This is a genomic window from Pirellulales bacterium (genome assembly GCA_036267355.1).
In the GTDB taxonomy this organism is placed as follows: Bacteria; Planctomycetota; Planctomycetia; order Pirellulales; family DATAWG01; genus DATAWG01.
Genome location: DATAWG010000122.1, coordinates 12,925 through 30,211, shown reverse-complemented (window position 1 = coordinate 30,211; position 17,287 = coordinate 12,925). Strand labels below are relative to the sequence as shown.

At 60.3% G+C, this 17,287-nt stretch carries 22 protein-coding genes; 19 read left to right on the top strand and 3 right to left on the bottom strand.

Annotated features, from left to right (window positions below; genetic code table 11):
* Nucleotides 1–19: 19 nt before the first annotated feature.
* From VHX65_19010 to VHX65_18955, 12 genes are all read left to right on the top strand, one after another.
* On the top strand, nt 20–349 hold the full coding sequence (locus VHX65_19010; GenBank protein ID HEX4000646.1) for a hypothetical protein: 330 nt from the start codon (nt 20–22) through the stop codon (nt 347–349).
* Nucleotides 350–407: 58 nt separating this feature from the next.
* Nucleotides 408–623, top strand: a complete 216-nt coding sequence (locus VHX65_19005; protein ID HEX4000645.1) for a hypothetical protein — start codon at nt 408–410, stop codon at nt 621–623.
* Nucleotides 623–1,267, top strand: coding sequence for a head-tail adaptor protein (locus VHX65_19000; GenBank protein HEX4000644.1), 645 nt, complete (start codon nt 623–625; stop codon nt 1,265–1,267). Before VHX65_19005 ends, VHX65_19000 begins: the two co-directional genes overlap by 1 nt.
* Before the next feature lie 105 nt (nt 1,268–1,372).
* A complete protein-coding gene (locus VHX65_18995; protein ID HEX4000643.1) occupies nt 1,373–1,804 on the top strand; it encodes a hypothetical protein in 432 nt (143 codons plus the stop codon).
* Nucleotides 1,801–2,313, top strand: a complete 513-nt coding sequence (locus VHX65_18990) for a hypothetical protein (protein HEX4000642.1) — start codon at nt 1,801–1,803, stop codon at nt 2,311–2,313. The genes VHX65_18995 and VHX65_18990 overlap by 4 nt, the downstream gene beginning before the upstream one ends.
* Nucleotides 2,314–2,337: 24 nt before the next feature.
* The gene (locus VHX65_18985) at nt 2,338–2,724 is read left to right on the top strand and encodes a hypothetical protein (protein HEX4000641.1); all 387 of its coding nucleotides are present in this window, start codon (nt 2,338–2,340) and stop codon (nt 2,722–2,724) included.
* A gap of 89 nt (nt 2,725–2,813) precedes the next feature.
* Entirely contained in the window at nt 2,814–3,317 is a 504-nt protein-coding gene (locus tag VHX65_18980) for a hypothetical protein (protein HEX4000640.1), read from the top strand.
* Nucleotides 3,314–3,787, top strand: coding sequence for a hypothetical protein (locus tag VHX65_18975; protein ID HEX4000639.1), 474 nt, complete (start codon nt 3,314–3,316; stop codon nt 3,785–3,787). The genes VHX65_18980 and VHX65_18975 overlap by 4 nt, the downstream gene beginning before the upstream one ends.
* A 76-nt stretch (nt 3,788–3,863) precedes the next feature.
* Nucleotides 3,864–4,712 (top strand): hypothetical protein, encoded by an 849-nt coding sequence (locus VHX65_18970; protein ID HEX4000638.1) that lies wholly within the window; start codon nt 3,864–3,866, stop codon nt 4,710–4,712.
* A 21-nt stretch (nt 4,713–4,733) separates the two neighbouring features.
* Nucleotides 4,734–5,366, top strand: a complete 633-nt coding sequence (locus VHX65_18965) for a hypothetical protein (protein ID HEX4000637.1) — start codon at nt 4,734–4,736, stop codon at nt 5,364–5,366.
* A complete protein-coding gene (locus VHX65_18960; protein ID HEX4000636.1) occupies nt 5,363–5,830 on the top strand; it encodes a hypothetical protein in 468 nt (155 codons plus the stop codon). Before VHX65_18965 ends, VHX65_18960 begins: the two co-directional genes overlap by 4 nt.
* A gap of 179 nt (nt 5,831–6,009) precedes the next feature.
* Nucleotides 6,010–6,207: a hypothetical protein gene (locus tag VHX65_18955; protein HEX4000635.1), complete on the top strand. Its 198-nt coding sequence runs from the start codon at nt 6,010–6,012 to the stop codon at nt 6,205–6,207.
* Between the two features lie 130 nt (nt 6,208–6,337).
* On the opposite strand, the gene VHX65_18950 is transcribed toward VHX65_18955, so the two are convergent.
* Nucleotides 6,338–6,913, bottom strand: coding sequence for a helix-turn-helix transcriptional regulator (locus VHX65_18950; GenBank protein ID HEX4000634.1), 576 nt, complete (start codon nt 6,911–6,913; stop codon nt 6,338–6,340).
* A 134-nt stretch (nt 6,914–7,047) separates the two neighbouring features.
* Between VHX65_18950 and VHX65_18945 the strand changes: the two genes are divergently transcribed.
* The 3 genes from VHX65_18945 to VHX65_18935 all read left to right on the top strand — a co-directional run bounded on the left by VHX65_18945 (nt 7,048) and on the right by VHX65_18935 (nt 8,367).
* Nucleotides 7,048–7,362 carry a hypothetical protein gene (locus VHX65_18945; protein ID HEX4000633.1) on the top strand — a complete coding sequence of 105 codons (315 nt, stop codon included), beginning with the start codon at nt 7,048–7,050 and terminating at the stop codon, nt 7,360–7,362.
* A gap of 290 nt (nt 7,363–7,652) precedes the next feature.
* Nucleotides 7,653–7,952 (top strand): hypothetical protein, encoded by a 300-nt coding sequence (locus tag VHX65_18940; protein ID HEX4000632.1) that lies wholly within the window; start codon nt 7,653–7,655, stop codon nt 7,950–7,952.
* A 229-nt stretch (nt 7,953–8,181) separates the two neighbouring features.
* Entirely contained in the window at nt 8,182–8,367 is a 186-nt protein-coding gene (locus VHX65_18935) for a hypothetical protein (GenBank protein HEX4000631.1), read from the top strand.
* Between the two features lie 143 nt (nt 8,368–8,510).
* Here VHX65_18935 and VHX65_18930 read toward each other — a convergent pair whose 3' ends face one another.
* Entirely contained in the window at nt 8,511–9,338 is an 828-nt protein-coding gene (locus tag VHX65_18930; GenBank protein HEX4000630.1) for a 3'-5' exonuclease, read from the bottom strand.
* Nucleotides 9,339–9,564: 226 nt separating this feature from the next.
* Here VHX65_18930 and pepT point away from each other — a divergent pair, with 226 nt between their 5' ends.
* A complete protein-coding gene (gene pepT, locus VHX65_18925) occupies nt 9,565–10,833 on the top strand; it encodes a peptidase T (protein HEX4000629.1) in 1,269 nt (422 codons plus the stop codon).
* Between the two features lie 373 nt (nt 10,834–11,206).
* Complete coding sequence (locus VHX65_18920) at nt 11,207–12,217, top strand: glycosyltransferase family A protein (protein ID HEX4000628.1); 1,011 nt, start codon at nt 11,207–11,209, stop codon at nt 12,215–12,217.
* Between the two features lie 212 nt (nt 12,218–12,429).
* Here VHX65_18920 and VHX65_18915 read toward each other — a convergent pair whose 3' ends face one another.
* Nucleotides 12,430–13,509: a hypothetical protein gene (locus tag VHX65_18915; protein HEX4000627.1), complete on the bottom strand. Its 1,080-nt coding sequence runs from the start codon at nt 13,507–13,509 to the stop codon at nt 12,430–12,432.
* A gap of 553 nt (nt 13,510–14,062) precedes the next feature.
* On the opposite strand from VHX65_18915, the gene VHX65_18910 reads away from it, so the two are divergent.
* Nucleotides 14,063–15,367 (top strand): NAD(P)-binding domain-containing protein, encoded by a 1,305-nt coding sequence (locus tag VHX65_18910; protein ID HEX4000626.1) that lies wholly within the window; start codon nt 14,063–14,065, stop codon nt 15,365–15,367.
* 51 nt (nt 15,368–15,418) lie between these two features.
* Nucleotides 15,419–17,287, top strand: a complete 1,869-nt coding sequence (locus VHX65_18905; protein ID HEX4000625.1) for an SDR family NAD(P)-dependent oxidoreductase — start codon at nt 15,419–15,421, stop codon at nt 17,285–17,287.

Below are 17,287 nucleotides of genomic sequence, written 5' to 3'. Positions count from 1 at the left end.
ATCCATCAAGGCCATCCACATGTCGAATCGCATCCGGCGCCATCATGCGTTTGTCGCGGCGCTTGCGTTGACCAACAACCTATCGACGACCGCCGAAATCGATCTTACCGAAGTGGCGAACGGCTGTGTGCTCGTGCCCGGCGGCTCACCGATCACCAGCCTGACGTACTACGGCGCCATTCAGCCGGGGGGCACGTACGTGGCCATCCAAGATGGCGACGGGCATGCCGTCACGCAAACCGTCGCGGCCGGCGGTGGTTATCCGATCCCCGATTATTGCTCGAGCTACGGCGCGCTAAAGCTGGTGGCCAACGCGGCTGGCAACGTCGAACTTTCTAGCAAGGGCTGAACAACGGCCCGAGCTGCAAGAGCTTGGTTCCATAATGCATGGCCCTCGAGGTGTCTGAATGCAAAACGATCGAGCACAAATCGAAACGATCCGCAGCATGGCGCTGGCGCAACTCGTTGAATTGCGGGCCAATCCGAAGCCGACCTACACCATCGACGGTCAAACCATTTCTTGGGAAAGCTACATCCGCTCGGTGGAAGCGGCCGTCGATTGGTGCGATGCAAAGTTGATCGGTCTGGATCCATTCGAAGTCCGATCGCAGGGATACACGTGATGACCGCCAGTTTCAATCCGCAAGCCGATTTCGCGCTCGTGACCGACGCGCTCGAGCCTGCCACGTTGCGGCGATGCGACGGCTCCGGCGCCACGGCGCTTGCCGGAGCGCTACGCCGCGCGGTGAACACTCGAGAAGCTGCCGCGAGCGACGGAAAATATACGACCAGCGATGTGCATTGGCACCTTGCCGCAGCGGAATTGAACGCCCCGCCGCAACTCGGCGATCAGATCGTCGATACGAGCGGCGAAGCGTGGACGATTCTCGAAACGCAGCTTGCGACTTGCGGTTCGCGTTGGAAATGCACGGCCCGCAATCTCGCGCTGGCTGGAGGATTGAACACGTTCATCACGATTCTCCGCGAAGTGGCCGCCAAGGGGCCGAGCGGCGCCGTCGAGCCGACCTTCGTTCCATTCGCATCCGCCGTACGAGCGCGAATCCAAGAGCTGACCTCGGCCCGGAGCGAACAGCACGGCCGGCAATCGGGAATTGTCACCACTAAAATCTACTTGGCTCAGCAAATCCTGGTCGACAACGGCAATCGCATTCAAGCCGCCGATGGCGCGATCTACCAAGTAACCGGCTACGAACTCGCCGATTCGATCGCCAGCCTGTTCACGATCAACGCGCTGCGCAGGCTTTGAGGCTGTGAGACTGTGAGGCTTTGAGGAACGAAGCAGTCTGCCGGCGTAGCGTCACCGAAAAACGCATCCAACAAACCTAACCCTCACCCTCACCCTTCCTCCACCATGTCTGCCGAACGCGCGATTCATGAGCATTGGTCTGGCTATCGGCCGCTGTTGAATTTGGTGCCAATCGAGCAGCTTTACACGGGGCTTGCGCCGATCCGCGACGCCGCTGAATTGCCGGTCCGGTTTCCGTACGTCTGTATGTCGGTGCAGGGCGAATCGCAACTCGAACGGAGCTCGAGCGGCACGACCTGTGCGACCGAAGCGGTGCGGTTCGCGGTTTATAGCTCCAGTTACGAAGAAGCACGGCGGATCGAAGCGATGATCGTACGCTATTTCAATCGGCGCGATTTTCTGTGGACCGGCGGACGGGTGCTCGATATGCGGCCGGCCAATCACATCGAACGCGAAAACGGAGACGACGGCGTGTGGATGGTCGCCCGCGATTTTGATGTTCGCATTTTTCACTCTTGCGCGAGGATTTCCGGATGAGCACATTGGCGAGCGAAATCAAGGCATCGATCAATTGGCTGTTCCAAGAGCCATTGGCGCTGACGACGGTGGGCGACGCGTCGCAACTGAGCTACGACGATCAACTGGCAAACGGCTCGGCCGCCGATCAGGCCGACACGATCTGGTCCGATCAACGCACGGTTGCCGCGGGGACGAACGATGATCTCGATCTCACGAATCTGACGCATTCGCTTTTCGGCTCGACGCTTTCGATCAACCTGGCGAGCGTCAAGGCAATTTTTTTGGTCAACACCTCCACAACTTCCGGCGACACACTGCAGTTGGATTCCTCGGTCGCCGACGCATGCACCGCTCCCTTCAGCGGATCCGCCGCATCGCTGCTGCAAATTGGCGCCGATAGCGCCCTGTTGTTGTCGAGCAAAAAAGATGGTTGGGCGGTCGACTCGACGCACAAGATTCTTCGCGTCTCGAACACGTCGCCCGACTCGATCACGTACAGCATCGTCGTCCTGGGTATCTCCTCCTAACGCGATTCAGCAAGGAATCCGAGCGTGTCAACGCAACCAATTTCCGGCAAGAACGGGCAGGTGTTGATCGGCTCCGCTCCGGTGGCGGAGGTGACCAAATGGCTTTTCAACAAGGAATCCGTTTCGAGCCGTTATGCGTCGAGTGCCACCGGCGGCTTCAAGCGCAGCCTTTCGGGCGTCAAATCCGGCAGCGGGGCGATTCAATTCAAATTCGACCTCTCGGCCGGCTCGCCGATCGTGGAAGGCAGCGCGGTGACGCTACTACTTCATCTCGACGCCACGCATTTCTACACGGTGCCCGCGCTCGTAAAAACATTCAAAGTCGAAGTGAATATCGACACGGGTGAAGTGATCGGCGGCGTCGCCGATTTCGATACCGACGGGGCCTGGACCGAACCGTCGCTGCCATGAACCGTGACGGAACGGCACGGAAGAAGAGATAACCACGAATGACACGAAATACGCAAATACGACGAAGCGAAGGAAAGACGGAGATGAGCATGGAAGGGCTTTTTGTAATCATTCCGGGTTCGGTGCCGATCGAGATCGATGGGCAGTTGCTGCGGCTGGCGCCGCTGACGCTCGGCCATTATGCCGAGATCGAGCGGCGTTTGTTGAGCGCGCGACGCAGTTCATTGCACTCTTTGCGGGAAACGGTCGCGGACCGATCGGAGCCGATGCCGAAAGAGATTCTGCAGCGAGCGTTCGATGACATGCGCCGTGGCGATCGAGTCTCGCGGGAAGAATTGGCTGCCTGGTTCCGCAGCGACGAAGGGGTTCTCTTCGAACTGTGGCTGCGATTGCGCCGCATGCAGCCGCACTTGACGCTGGCCGAGATTCAAGAGCGATTTGGCAAGCGAGCAGATGAGATTTCCGAAACAATGGCGATCGCCTCCGAATCGAGTGGAGAATATCCGCCGGGAAAGTTGCCGAGCCGCGGCCGGGCGTCGATGCATCCGGCCGCGGCAAACCGATTCCTTGGCACTTTATTTTCCGCAGTTTGATTCGCGCCGGCGTTCGGCCCGAATCGGTCGCACGATTCTGCCCCTCGCAATTGAAGATCCTTTTGCTGCCAACAGCCGACGCCGGCGAGTCGGTTCTATTGGCCCCAAACGAAGCGGCCGAGTTCCACGCCAATCGAATTCGCCAGCGCGACCGTTGGATCGAAGAACAGTTGGCAAAGCGTCGGGGCCACCGCAGCGAAGAACAAAGATCGCAACCGCATCGAGGTGTCGAAAGCCTGGTCTATATCGCCGACCGCCTGGCGGCCGTCGATGAGCAAGCAAGTGAGCCGCCTGCGGCGTCCAATGCCACCATCCCGCAATGCTTTGTTGAAACATCATCCGAGACTGAAAAACTCCGCGATGCGATACGTCATCTGCTAAGCCGATTCGACGAACTGCTCACGACCGCCCAGCACACCGGACAGGCGATCGGCTCTCAAACGCTCGCCCGTTTCTCCGAAGGTCTATAACCATCGGCATCCCGACCACCCCGCCGCCGTCCTCCTGTTCTGATCTCTGTCCCCCTGTCCCCTGACCACTTCTCCCATGCCCGTCGATTTCGAAGAACTTGAAGGCTCGCCACGCATTTCGCTATCGCGCCGCGATATGACCGGTGTGCGCGTCTTCAAGATCAACTGGGGCGATTGGCCGGCGTTTGTCGGTGATTTGTGGGGTTATTGGATCGCCGTCGGCAGCCAAATTTCTTACATGCCGACGGCCAGCTTCTACGGCTTGCCGGGCATGTGGCCGAGCGACATCCAAATCGATCCCTTCCAGCCGGACAGCCCGCTCGAATCGCCGATCAGCCTGGCGGGCTTTCAAGTGAACTACAACTACGCCCGGGTGACGGTTACGTACAAACCATTTCCCTTGACCGACGGTCGTTTGCCGCCGGTGCCCAACGGAACGTTTCTTGTTGCCACCGGCGATGTCGGTGCTCAGTATATGAGCCTGCCGGGCCGGACCTGGAAATGGCCGGACGGAACCAGCGTCGAAGACGATTTCACGCCCGGCATTTTGATTCCCGAGGAATCGATCAATTTGTCGTGGCGCTGGGTGCCGCAGCCGCCATGGTCGGGCATGCGGCAAACGCGCGGCTGCGTGAACAACGCGTCGTTCATGGGCTACGACACCGAACAGGTGCTGTTCATCGGGGCAAATTGGGAGCGGGAATTCCAAGTGAACAACACGCCACTATGGCGCGTCGATTACAAATTCCAAGTAAAGACGGTGCTCTCGACGCTCGATCCGGACACCGTCTACGGCCACAACTATTTCTATCGCCGCGACGCCGGCGCCGGAAACGACAATTGGCAACGGATCGTGTCGGTGCAAACCGGCGCCGCGCCGTTCCAATCGGCCGATTTGTCGCAATTGTTCCAATTCGGAAATTAGGGTTCGACGGGAGGTTGATCGTTGGCGCCCCGACACGTGCATCCTGGCGATCCGATCACCGCAGGCTGGGCCAATTCGGTATCGAGCGAGTTGCGCCGTGCGATGCGGATCTCGGCGGCGTATCCGCTCCAGATCACAGCCGGCGCGTTCGGCCTGAATATCGCGATTGCCGGCGATAGCGGATTCGATCTGGTCGAACTGATCGACACCGTCGAAGCCAACGACACGAACAAGACGGCCACGCTGTTCGGCTTCGATTCGAGCGACGCCGATCCATGGATCGAGGCGGTCGACGGCAACGCCACGCCGATTGCTTTGGCACATGTCGCCGATGCGCAGCAATCGCTTTATCTGGCCGGGGAGCGGCATCTGACGTATTGGCATCCCGCGGCGGGACAGCGAATTCCGCTGCCCGGCGTGCAATGGCATTTCGGCAAATTGAGCACGACTCTTTCCGCGGGCGGCTCGGCGACCGTCGAGGTGTGGCAAATCAATTCCACAAGCGGCGACACGGAGGATTCGAGCTGCAGCGTCACCGCATACGACTGGCTGCTTTCAAGCGGCGACACACTTGCGGCCGGAACCGCCGTGATGATCCTGCAACACTTGCAATCCAAACGCTGGTATGTCTTCGCGGCGAGTTGCCCGTCATGAGCGGGTTCAGCAAGTTCAGTCCAAATTGTTGCTGCGGCTCGGTGTGCGGATGCGCCGGGACAACGCCGCCGCAGTATCAAGTCACGCTGGGCGACGGCTTCACGGACGGTTCGGTCGAGGTTGGCTATCCGCCTGCCGAGCAACCATGTTCCTGCGGCTTCTTGAACGATGCTTCCGCCATCGCGAGCTTGAGCCCTGGCTGTACGTATGATTTCAATTTCGGTGAAGTGTCTTGCACCGGCGATCCGGCCTTTATCTTTGCCCAGGGATTTTTGGTGCTTTCGAGCAGCGGAATCAAATTTTCGCTCGGCTTCAACGGTGGCGAACCGCCGTTTTTCGTCTGGTCGATTTCGCTAGATTCGCCGTTCGATTGCACCGAGACCTACACACTCCCATTTATCTCCGGCAGCCCGACGATCTGCACCGGCACGCCCGACGCGATCACTGTCGCGCCGATTTTCTGATGTACTGCCAATTCACAGCGACACAAGATGGATGGACATGCGTGGTATGTGGGCAAAGAGCGCACGCCTCGAAACGGCCGCCGATGTGCCGGTGCGGTCGCGCGACTGCCGGAGGACCTTCCGCGCTCAAGCGAGCGACGAACTTCGCACGCTCGGCCATCCGCCATTTCGCAATGGGAATGCCTGCATGCACCCAACAGCAGATCGACGCCCGGCTGGCAATCTGCAAAGCGTGTCCGCTGTTCGACGGCGCGATCTGCCGCCACGCGGATTGCGGTTGCCGCATTCGCCAGCAGCGCAGCTTTTTCAACAAATTAGCCTGGGCCGACCAAAGCTGCCCGCTCGGCAAGTGGGAAGCGATCGATAACCACGGATGACACATCGCGGCGTTTGGCCAAAGTAGCCGGCACACTCCGTGCGCCGTCCGCCGCCCACTGTACGCAGCGCATCGTGGAGCGCCGACGGCACACGGAGTGTGCCTACTACGAAGAAGCTTCGAATCCGTGTCTATCGGTGTGATCCGTGGTCATCGTCCGCGTCAACAACGAGCACTCGGCGGTAGAAGAGATCGATGATGTCGACGAACAATTCGGCTTCGCCGGTTTCCAACAGCAGCGCGACTTGCTGTTGCACCCTTCGGCGGAGGTTGATCGCATGGGCGACGGCAATCGTGCCGTCGCGCGTCAGCGGGCCGCCGTGGCCGAAGCGGCTATAGAGATCGGCAAACTCCGCTTCCGTCCAGCCGTGGAACAGTTCCCGTTCTTCGTCCACTACTTGATCGACGACCGGATTCGTCCGCCGGTCGAAGAGTCGATGCACCAACAGCGACGGATCCTGAAACAGCTCGTCGACCGGCACGCCCAAGCCGGCAGCCAAGCGTTGCAACGTGCGGCCATGCGGCCGATGGTTGCCGCGCAGCATGGTTTTCAATGTGCGCAGATTCAGTCCGCTGCGCCGGGCGAGTTCGCGGAGCGTGAGCCCCTGCCGGGCCATCAGCCGGCGGAGATTGCGCGCATGATCGACCCCGGGTTCCGTGCCTGCTGCGAGTGGCGACTTGGCGGCAGGAGAACGCGAAGAGGGCATTATCGGCTGCTCGCGGAGGATAAAAATTGGACCATTTGTGTTGACGGGAGTGTGTACAAATGTATATTAAATGACGGCGGGCTCGTCAAGCTAGCACGGCGGGCGAAAGCGGCATCGGAATCGGAGAAACAACAATGACCGCGACGCACCGGGAAACCCGACTGCTGTTTCGCATCTGGGTCGTCCGCTGCGAGCAATGGCGGCCGGCCGCCTGGGACGAACTGCCGCCGCACGCCGTCGCCATCGAAGCCGCCGAAGCGACGCCGCTTTCGGCCGGCGAAGCCGCACGATTCCTGGAAGGCTTCAACGGCACGATGCTCACCCGCCGCTCGCGCCTGTGGGCGATCGCCGTACCGGTGACAATCCGCTACGAAGGCGACCTGCGCACCGGCCAAACCGTCGGCCGGGCAAACACCGAATTGCTCGATTGCCGCCGCTGCGCCGGCTGATGCAACTTCGCCGAAACAAGCTGCCTCTCTGAGCAACCCGTGGCTCGGGAGGACGGGTTCAGCAAATTCGTCGGGATGGTCTTCTCTCGGGTATTAGCAGGGATAGTTTGGCGGATTTGCCTTGTTCCTAATAATTTATGAGCGGGTCCTGCTTTGCTTGCAACTCGGTTTCGTCGCCGCCATACTAAGGCTCGGCTACAAATGTGGACTTTGCCGGTTGGCTTGAAACCGATAAGGTGCGGTCCAGAATGTTGACGATATGGGGTAAATGACCGGAGGTCGGTACTCGCGTGGCTACAATGCAAACGCAGCATGAATTCGTGATCTCTCCCGACGCGGACAGCCTCGTCAGTGCGCTGTCTGGGGATTTCGGCGATTACATCTTGAGCCGCGCCGTGACGCTCGCCGCCAAGCGGGGAGAGAATATTGCGGAGGTCAAACGGGAGGATGTCGTCGCGGCCTTGGCATGGATTTGCGACATGCTCGAAAAGGCCCACGCAAGCGGAAGCCTGGGTGACGACGCGATCGAGTCGATCAACACACTAAGATCCTTGTGCAATCGGATGGCGCCGGGCAGCAGCGGCAAGTGAACCGCCGAATTTATCCCCGGAAGGTCGGGAAGAGGCCAAACTCAGCATCGGTGAGTTTGAGCATCATCTAAAGGATCTCGCGGGCTGTCTCGCTCGGGAGAATAAGGCGAAGAAAATCGCCGAGCCACACATCCGCGAGGCTCATCTGATTTTGAGAAAGTGCGGCCGAAAGCCGCCGCCCCCGTGGTTTCGCCGTTCCGATTTCAGGGTTGGTGTCGGGTCTCTGCTGGTGGGCGTTGCATTCGCGGTTGCAAGCCTCGCAAAGGACATTATCACTATCGACGGCAAATCGCTGGAGATGTCCATTCGGCAGAACCCGGGAACATTCTGGAATGCGATGGTGATCGCGCCGCTTGCGCTTCTGCTCTGCGGCGCCCTGCTGGCAATGAACGGGTGGATGCGCGGCGAGGAATGAGCCGGCCGCGGTTTGTTGGCCGTTTTGTGAGGCCGGTTCTAGCAAGCTTCAGCGATCTAGCCGGCATCCGGACCCCCACCATGCGGCCAAGTGCTAGCCACATCCGCAGGAACCGGAACGCAGTCGTTTTCGCACCGCGTTTGCTACTCCTCCGCCTCAGTCCACGGATTCGGCCAGTCGCCCCAGCGCTCGAGATAGAGGCGGTAGCCGGCCACTTCGGCGGCTCGCTCTTCGAGCCATATTTTCGTCGCGGCGATCAATTCGTGTTCCTGCGATTGCGTCAACTCGCCTACCAGCACGCGCGTTCGCAAAAACACGAAATACGTGTCGAGCACGTCGCAGCGGCAATAGTCGTTGATCTCAGATAGCCGCCCGGCGTTGAACAGGTCTTGCACCATGTGCCCCTGCACATCCATCTTGCCGGGCTTGCCCAACAGATTCGCGGCCAGATTCAATCCGCCCACGAACCGCGTCGAACCGAAATTGGTGAGCAACTCCATCAGATCGAGATGCGATGCCGTGTTGTAGCGGTTCCGCGGCTGTTCGTTCGATCGGGCTCGCGGCACAAACCAACCCGGCAGGCTGATCCCATAGCGAAACGCGGCCAATTCCAAAAGCGGAATATCGAACCCGCGGCCGTTGAAGCTCACGAGCGTCGGCCGGCGATAATGGTCCCAGCCGCGCCAGAAATTTTCCGTTATCACGTGCGGGCGAAATCGCGGCTCGTCGAGCACCACCAGATCAAGCAAGCGAAAATCGACGGCCACTTTGGCGATCGCCACGGAGGTCGGAATCTGAAACGTGTAGGGAATGAAATCGCTGCCATGCTTGGCCATCAACTCAGCCCGATACCGCTCGATCGCCGCCGTCGGATCCAGTAACACCCCCGGATAGTGCAATCGCGAAACCAGCGTGCCATCGGCGACGCTTTCGAGATCGAAGACGAAATAAGCGGGGGGCTGGTTTGACATTTTTTGATAGGCACGATTATCGGGCGCGCGGCGAGGCGGGGGCAACCCACATTGCATTTTTCGGTAGTTCCAGGCTTTTAAGCTGCTTTCAAGCCTGGGGATCGCGGCCCAGATGAATCGGGCTGGCGTTGGGATCGGGGCGCGTAGCCTACCAAAATCGATTCCGATGCGTGAAGATATGGGCTTCTGCCAACACCCGATTGCAGCACTTTTCTAGGCAAGCCTTATGAACCGGGATCGGTTGCTTGAGCGATTTTTGCGGTATGTGCGGATCGATACGACGGCGCGCGAAGGCGTCGATGCTTATCCTTCGTCGGCGGGACAGTGGGAATTGGGACGGATGGTGGTTGCCGAATTGAAGGGCATGGGGCTCGCCGACGCCACGCAAGATGAGCATGCGATCGTGATGGCCACACTGCCGGCCGGCGGGCGGCGGGTGGCATCGGGGAGCGGTGCGTCGGGAAGCGGCCCGACGCCGGTCGTGGCCTTCAACGCGCATTTCGATACTTCGCCGGAAACGACCGGCGCGAATGTTCGGCCGCAAGTGATTCGCAACTACGATGGGCGCAATCTGGTGTTGCCGGGCGATCCTCGGCAGGTGCTTGTCGCTACGGACAATCCGGAATTGACCGCGGTGGTCGGCAAAACGGTGATCACCACGGATGGCACGACGCTGTTGGGCGGCGACGACAAGGCCGGCATGGCGGTCATCATGGAATTGATCGAGCACTTGATCGAACATCCCGACGTGCCGCGGCCGACCGTGAAGGTCTGCTTCACCTGCGACGAAGAAATCGGCCGGGGCGTCGATCATGTCGATCTGGCAAAGCTCGGGGCCACGGTTTGCTATACGCTCGACGGCCGGGGGGCGAGCGAGCTCGATGTCGAAACATTTTCGGCCGATCTGGCCACGGTCGTCGTGCGCGGCGTGAATATCCACCCATCAATGGCCAAGGGGCGGATGGTCAACGCGATTCGCGCGGCAGCCAATTTCGTCGACCGATTGCCTCGCGATCGATTGGCGCCGGAAGTGACGGCGGATCGCGAAGGGTTCGTGCATCCGTATCACGTCGATGGTGGCGTCGCAGAGGTGCGGCTGCGAGTGTTGCTGCGAGATTTCGACACCGCGGCGCTAGCGACGCAAGCAGAGCTATTGCGAACGGCGGCGGCGCAGACGGTGGCGGAGTTTTCCGGCGCGGCAATCGACGTGCAAATCAAGCCGCAATATCGCAACATGGCCGATGGGTTGGCCCGAGAGCCGCGGGCCGTGCAATACGTTGAAAGGGCCTACCAGCGCCTTGGGCGAACGCTACGGACGACGATCATCCGCGGCGGGACCGACGGCTCGCGATTCACCGAGTTCGGCCTGCCGACGCCGAATCTTTCCACGGGGCAACACAACCCGCATTCGCCGTTGGAATGGGCCTGCTTGGAGGAGATGGTCGAGGCCGTGGAGGTGCTTGTCGAGTTGGTGCAAGTCTGGTCGGCGGGATGACGGTAAAGACTTCGCTTGCCAGTGCCACACAGCCGCGGCGTTCCCCGGTTCATCCGCGCTCACGCTTCGGGCTACTGTGCTAGCACGAAATGCAGAAGTTTTAGCGAATCGACGGGTTCGTAACCTGCCTTCTGGAGAGTTTGCGTAAACTTGTTGCCGCGGAGCGGTCGAAATAATTGGACATAGGGCGTGAAATTCCCGGCGCGGGCGGACTGGATCGCCGAACACGTCGCGCCGCTACGATCAATGATTACGGGCGTCAAGCCGACTTCGTCCGAGTCAGCGCGCGTTGGCCGCTGACGAACCCCGACTGCTGTCGCAGGCGACGTTTCAAGTGTGGAAATGTTCGGCGGTAAACCAAGGAAGGTTTTCCGTGCCCCGCCTCTCGTGCATCATCCCTGTGGTTGGCCATGCTCATGGTCTGGAGACCACGCTGGTCTCGGTCCTGGAGCATTTTCCCGACGACTGTGAAATCGTCGTCGTCCATTCCGCGCCCTACGACGATCCCTACGACCTAAAGACCGAATTGCGCTTCATCGAGGCGCCGCGGCGCACCGGATTCGTCGGTTGCGCGAATCTCGGAATTCAGGCCAGCCGGGCGGGAATCGTGCATTTGCTTGCCGCCGGCCTGGAAGCCACGAGCGGCTGGGCCGAAGCGGCCTTGGCGCGTTTTACGGATCCCAATGTCGCGGCGGTGTCGCCCGTCGTTCGCAATCAATTCGACTCCGACGAAATCGTCGCCGCGGGAATCTCGTACGGCGGCGGAGGCCGAGCCGAAATACGCACCGAACTACCGCCGCAAACATTCCCGATCGAATCGTCGATCGGCGTGGGCGAGCCGGCCGTATATCCGCTTGCCCGGGCAGCCTTCTATCGCCGAACCGCGCTGAACCTGTTTGGCGGCGGACTACCGACAACGGTGGGAAACGAATTGGCCGCCGTCGAGTTGGGATTGAGCCTCACGCACGCGGGCTACCAGAGTGTGTTGGAATCGCGTTGCAAAATCCTCGGCTCGGCGAGATCGTGCAAGGAATCGCGCGGCTTCGGATTCGGCCTCGCGTCGGAACGGCTATTCTGGCGGAACCTGCCATCGACAGGCTACCTGGCATCGATCGCCAAGCATCCCTTTTCGGTTGCACGAGATTTGGCCGGCAGTCTGACGAATGGCGCCGCACTTTTGCAGGTGCTGGGGCGCGTCGCAGCGTATGCCGCGCTCGGCGATTGCCGCGCTCGGCATGAACAGTTGCTGGCTGCGAAAGAGCTCGCGAAAATGCGTTCCGAACGGTGCAATAGCACGCCGCTGCCGGCTTATGTTCGCGTCGATGCTGCCCATCGGCCGACGCGCGTCGCTCGGCCGGGAGATATCCGCATCGCACCGCACTAATCCGAAGCGTGCGCGAGAGAGCCACCGAGGCTTATCCTCGCTAACGCTTCGGGCTTACTATTCCGCAGCGTGTCGCGAATTCCTGGCACGATGAATAATCCGGGCTAGCAAGTTGACTTGCTTCGCCCGCGAAGACACTTGCAAAGCCAGTGGCACGCTCGCGGAACTCCAAAACTTCTCCGCATCTGGCGGTGAAGTCCAACCGCAAGAAACTAATCAGTCGAGTGGCCGTTCGAGGCATGTACTGTTGCGGTCTGGTCGGGATAAACCAGTTCGATCGTAGCACGAAGCAATTCGATTCTGTCGGCCGTTGCAGACCGTGTCGCCAAGTGACGCTCGAGCAAGCGCAATCGAGGGCCTCCCTCCGGCCAGCGAACGTCCATCGCCATTGCGCAGTTCTCGAGCAACTGATAGACGCGGGCCCGGGTAACGCCCATCCGGCGGGACTGTTGTCGTACCGGCTGCGGGTCGCCGGCAATGCCGAGCCGCCCTTCGACGAGCTTGCCCACCGTCGTGCCCAGGTCCAATCGCAACTGGTTTACCAGCGGCACCACGACCCGGTCGCGAAGCTCGGCGCGAGACGGAACCTTGTTGCTCTCCAGAAACTTGGAAACGCAGCGGTCGACCTCGACCAGCGGCCGCGGAGCCAACAGCACGGCGAGATGTTCTTGGACCGGTGCATTGGCCAGCGCTTGATGCACGGCGTGAAACACTTGTAAAATCGTGCGGATTCGTTTTTCGCCATGCGTCTTCATTTGCCGAATTTCAGCGACGGTATAGCCCGCGTATTCCGAGAGCGGCGTGTTCCAGATTACGGTGGGCAACGATTGCAGCGATGAAGCCAAGCGGCCCAGTTTTTCCTGATCCATGTCGTGCCGGCGGACAGTCTCGCGCCATAGTTCCCAGAGAGCCTCGGACACGGTGGACGGATCGAAGCAGCTCTCGTCGCGCGATGTGCGCTGGCCGGAATGCTTTTCGTAGTTGGCCTTTGCCGTAACCGCCGGCGGATGCTTTTTCGTGGCTCGGGCCAGCAGCGCGACGAAGGTGCCGATTTTTTTCTGTCCGATCCCCGGTGTAGCCGACAAATCCTCGAACGACGTGTCGAGGAGATCGCGAATCGTCCGGCCGAGAAAGGCCAGCGGCAAACGCCGATCGCTTGGCAGCGCCCAATAGGCAAGCGGACGGCCGAGGCGATCGACAAACTGGTCTTGCAGCAACATCTCCCGCAGACGTTGATATTCGCTATGTAATTTGAACGCCTCGACCGAGGCAGGTGCATTATTTAGATTCATTATCAAACCATCGTCAAAGAATCAGTGGTTGCCATCCCGCGCAGGGCAGCAAACGCAATCAACCAAACTCGCAAACGCGATACCGGCGCGCGGACCGTTTCGATTGGATTGCGAGGTGCGGCATCGCCGCTCCCGCAAAAGATGGACCCCTCATCGACCCGAGGCTTCGCAACGGAAGCCGCACTGCGATAAGGACTCTGTTCGCGGGGGCCGGCTCACTCAATGGCGTTCCCCTTGGACACCATTCGCACAGGCCACGGTAACAGCGACGGCTGCCAGCCGGGTTGAACTGTTCCAATTGTTCATCCTTTGAAAGCAACGTCAAGCATCCCCCCAGGAAAGCAGGGAAGCAAAACGGCGACGGTTCTGCTAGCTTGCCGACGCGGCGGATTCGGCACGGTCGACGTTCCTTGAACTAGTTCCGTTCTCCTTGGCGCACCGCTGCCGCAGCGAATGGACCGCGGACGGATACCCCGGTTTCGCACTTGCGAGCCCTCGATCCAAAAGCTATTTTGGCCCCGCAAAAAACCCTTCGCCGGAGATTTCCGAATTCATGTATTGCGAATCCGGATCGGAAAAATTTTGCGTTGTCGGGGCAGGCGCTTCCGGCTTGGCGGTGGCCAGACACTTTGCCGAAAAGCGGATTCCTTTCGATTGCTTGGAGCGCGAAGACGATGTGGGGGGCAACTGGAATTACGGCAAGCCGGCGAGCAGTGTCTACCAATCCACGCACTTGATTTCGTCGAAGCGGTTGATCCAGTATCCGGATTTTCCGATGCCCAGCGATTGGCCCGCCTATCCTGGCCACCGGTTAGTGCAGCAATATTTTCAGTCGTACGCCCGCCATTTCGATCTCTACCCGCGGATTGAATTCAATACCGCGGTGGCCCGGATCGAACTGGCCGGGCCAGGATGGGAAATCACTTTGCAAGACGGACGCGTTCGGCATTACCGTGGAGTGGTGATTGCCAACGGCCATCATTGGGATCCCAATTGGCCCGATTACCCAGGCCAGTTTTCCGGCCGGATACTCCATTCCTCGCAATATAAAACGCCCGACGTGCTGGAAGGGAGGCGTGTGTTGGTCGTGGGGGCCGGCAATTCGGGTTGCGACATTGCGGTCGAATCGGCCCAGCGCGCCGCTCGCACGCTGCACAGCGCTCGGCGCGGCTACAACTATATCCCGAAGTTTTTGTTGGGCCTTCCGGCAGATCGCTGCGGCGAATTTCTGCTGAAAATGCGCGTCCCCCTCTGGCTGCGCCGGCTCATCGCGAAGGGCCTGGTAAAGCTCGCGATGGGCATGCCGCAAGATTACGGACTGAAAGCGCCCGACCATCGCTTGTTCGAATCCCATCCGATCGTCAATTCCCAGATGATGTATTACGTCGGCCACGGCGATATTGTCCCCAAGCCCGACGTCGCGCGGTTCGACGGCGATATCGTTCGGTTCATCGATGGATCGAGCGAGCCGATCGATGTGGTCGTGTTCGCCACCGGTTACAAGATCAGCTTTCCGTTCATCGACCGTGGGCATTTGAATTGGCGCGATGGTCGGCCATGTTTGTACCTGAACGCGTTTCATCCGCAGTACGACCATCTGTTTGTCGCCGGAATGCTGCAGCCCGACGGCGGCATTTGGGAATTGTCGCACTACCAGGCCCAGCTGATGGCCCGGTTCATTCAAGCGTTGGATGCGGGCTCGCCGCGAGCGGACTATTTTCGCCGCCAAAAGTCGAGCGGATCTTCCGATCTTAGCGGCGGAATTCGCTACGTCGATTCGACACGGCATCGGATCGAAGTCGAACATTTTTCCTATCGCCGCAGGCTCAAAAAACTCATCGCCGAAATGCGATCGTAGCCGGCCACCCCCGGCTGCGAATTCGGTGCTTCGCGCAACAAGGAGGTTGCCATGCGAAATCTGGTTGGAAAAAGAGCTCTCATCACCGGCGCGGCCTCCGGCATCGGGCGGGCCATCGTTTTGGCGTTGGCCGCGGAAAAAACGCACGTCTATCTGCTCGACATCAATGAGGCGGGCGCGGGCGAAGTGGCTCAGGCCGCCCAGGCCCTTGGCGTCGAAGCCATCGCGGCGCGCTGCGATGTGACACAGCCCGCTCAGATCACCGCCAGCATCCGCGAAATGCTCGAGCGCTGGCCGGAGATCGATATCCTGGTGAACAACGTCGGAGTCGCCTACTACGGCCCGACTGAAAATATGACCGCGGAGCAATGGGATTGGCTGTTGCAAATCAATCTCCACGCCCCGATCCAGTTCACGCGCGAACTTATCCATCCGCTGATGGCTCGTCCCGAAGCCCATATCCTGAATGTTTGCAGCATTGCCGGGCTCGTGGCGGGCGGACGGTCGGCGGCCTACCAGGTGAGCAAGTTCGGACTGGTCGGTTTCACCGAGGCTTTGCGCTCAGAATTCGTGCGAAAAGGGGTCGGGCTGACGGCGCTATGCCCCGGCGCCGTGCGGACGAACCTTTATCGCGCGGCCGTGAGTGGGAGGCCGAATAAACCCGTGCCCGAGCCGCCGGCTTGGATTTGCGCCACGCCCGAGCAAGTCGCGCGCAAGGCGATTCGCGGCATCAAGAAAAATAGCGCGATGGTGCTTGTCACGCCGCTGGCGTATTTGCTTTGGTATTTCAAGCGCATCGCGCCGGGATTGGTCGACCGGTTGAACTGCATCGGCCATCGCAAGCGCCGCCCGGCCGCGGCGCAAAAGTCGACGAGCCAGCCCGTTGATTCCTCGCAGCCATTTTCCGCGCCCGACGACTACTCGCGCTCGGAAGGCCGCTTTGCCCCGGGTGGCGACACTTTTGGCAATCTGGCCGACGTGCAACAACTGGCGTTCATGAGCGGCGGCGTGGCATGCGACGCATGGCTGATCCGGCCGCCGGCGGCCCGGCAACCGATGCCGGTGGTGCTGATGGCCCACGGTTTCGCGGCTGAAAAGAGCTTCGGACTGATTCCCTATGCCGAACACTTCGTGCGCCGGGGACTGGCCGTGATGCTCTTCGATTACCGGCATTTTGGCGCAAGCGGTGGTGCGCCGCGAAATCTTGTGAGCTGTCGGCGGCAGCGCGAGGATTGGCAGGCCGCGTTGAATGTCGCCCGTCAATTGCCGGGAATCGATCCAACCAGGATTGCGTTGTGGGGAACTTCATTTTCCGGCGGACATGTGGTCGATTGCGCCAGCCGCAATCCGGATGTCGCGGCCGTGGTGGCGCAGGTGCCGATGCTGGATGTTCCCGCCTCGCTGGGGAAGCACGGCTTGCGCTATTGTTCGCAGGCGGTTTGGCATGGCCTGCGAGACCTTTTTCGCGCCGCCACCTTCCGCACGCCGCATTTGGTGCCCATCGTCGGACGACCAGAAGTTTTCGCGGTGATGAACAACCCTGGATGCGACGAGGGTTACCGCCGGCTGGTGCCGCTCGATGCGGAGTGGCCGAATGCTTGTCCCGCGCGAATCTTGCTCACGTCGATATTGCACCGACCGATTGCACGGGCGTCGCACGTGAAAGCGCCGACGCTGCTGGTGATTGCCGAGCAAGACCAGTTGATTTCGGCGCGATCGATACGCAAGGCGGCCGGCCGCATGGAAAATGCCACGCTCATCACGGTCGCCGGCGACCACTTTTCGCCCTATTACGGCGAAACATTTCATCACGTGGTCGCGCGGGAAGCCAATTTTCTGGAGAACTGCTTGTGTCGCACCATGTCGCTGCCGTTTGTCGCCCCGGCTAGAAACGGACGAACAATGCGGAATGCGGCTTAG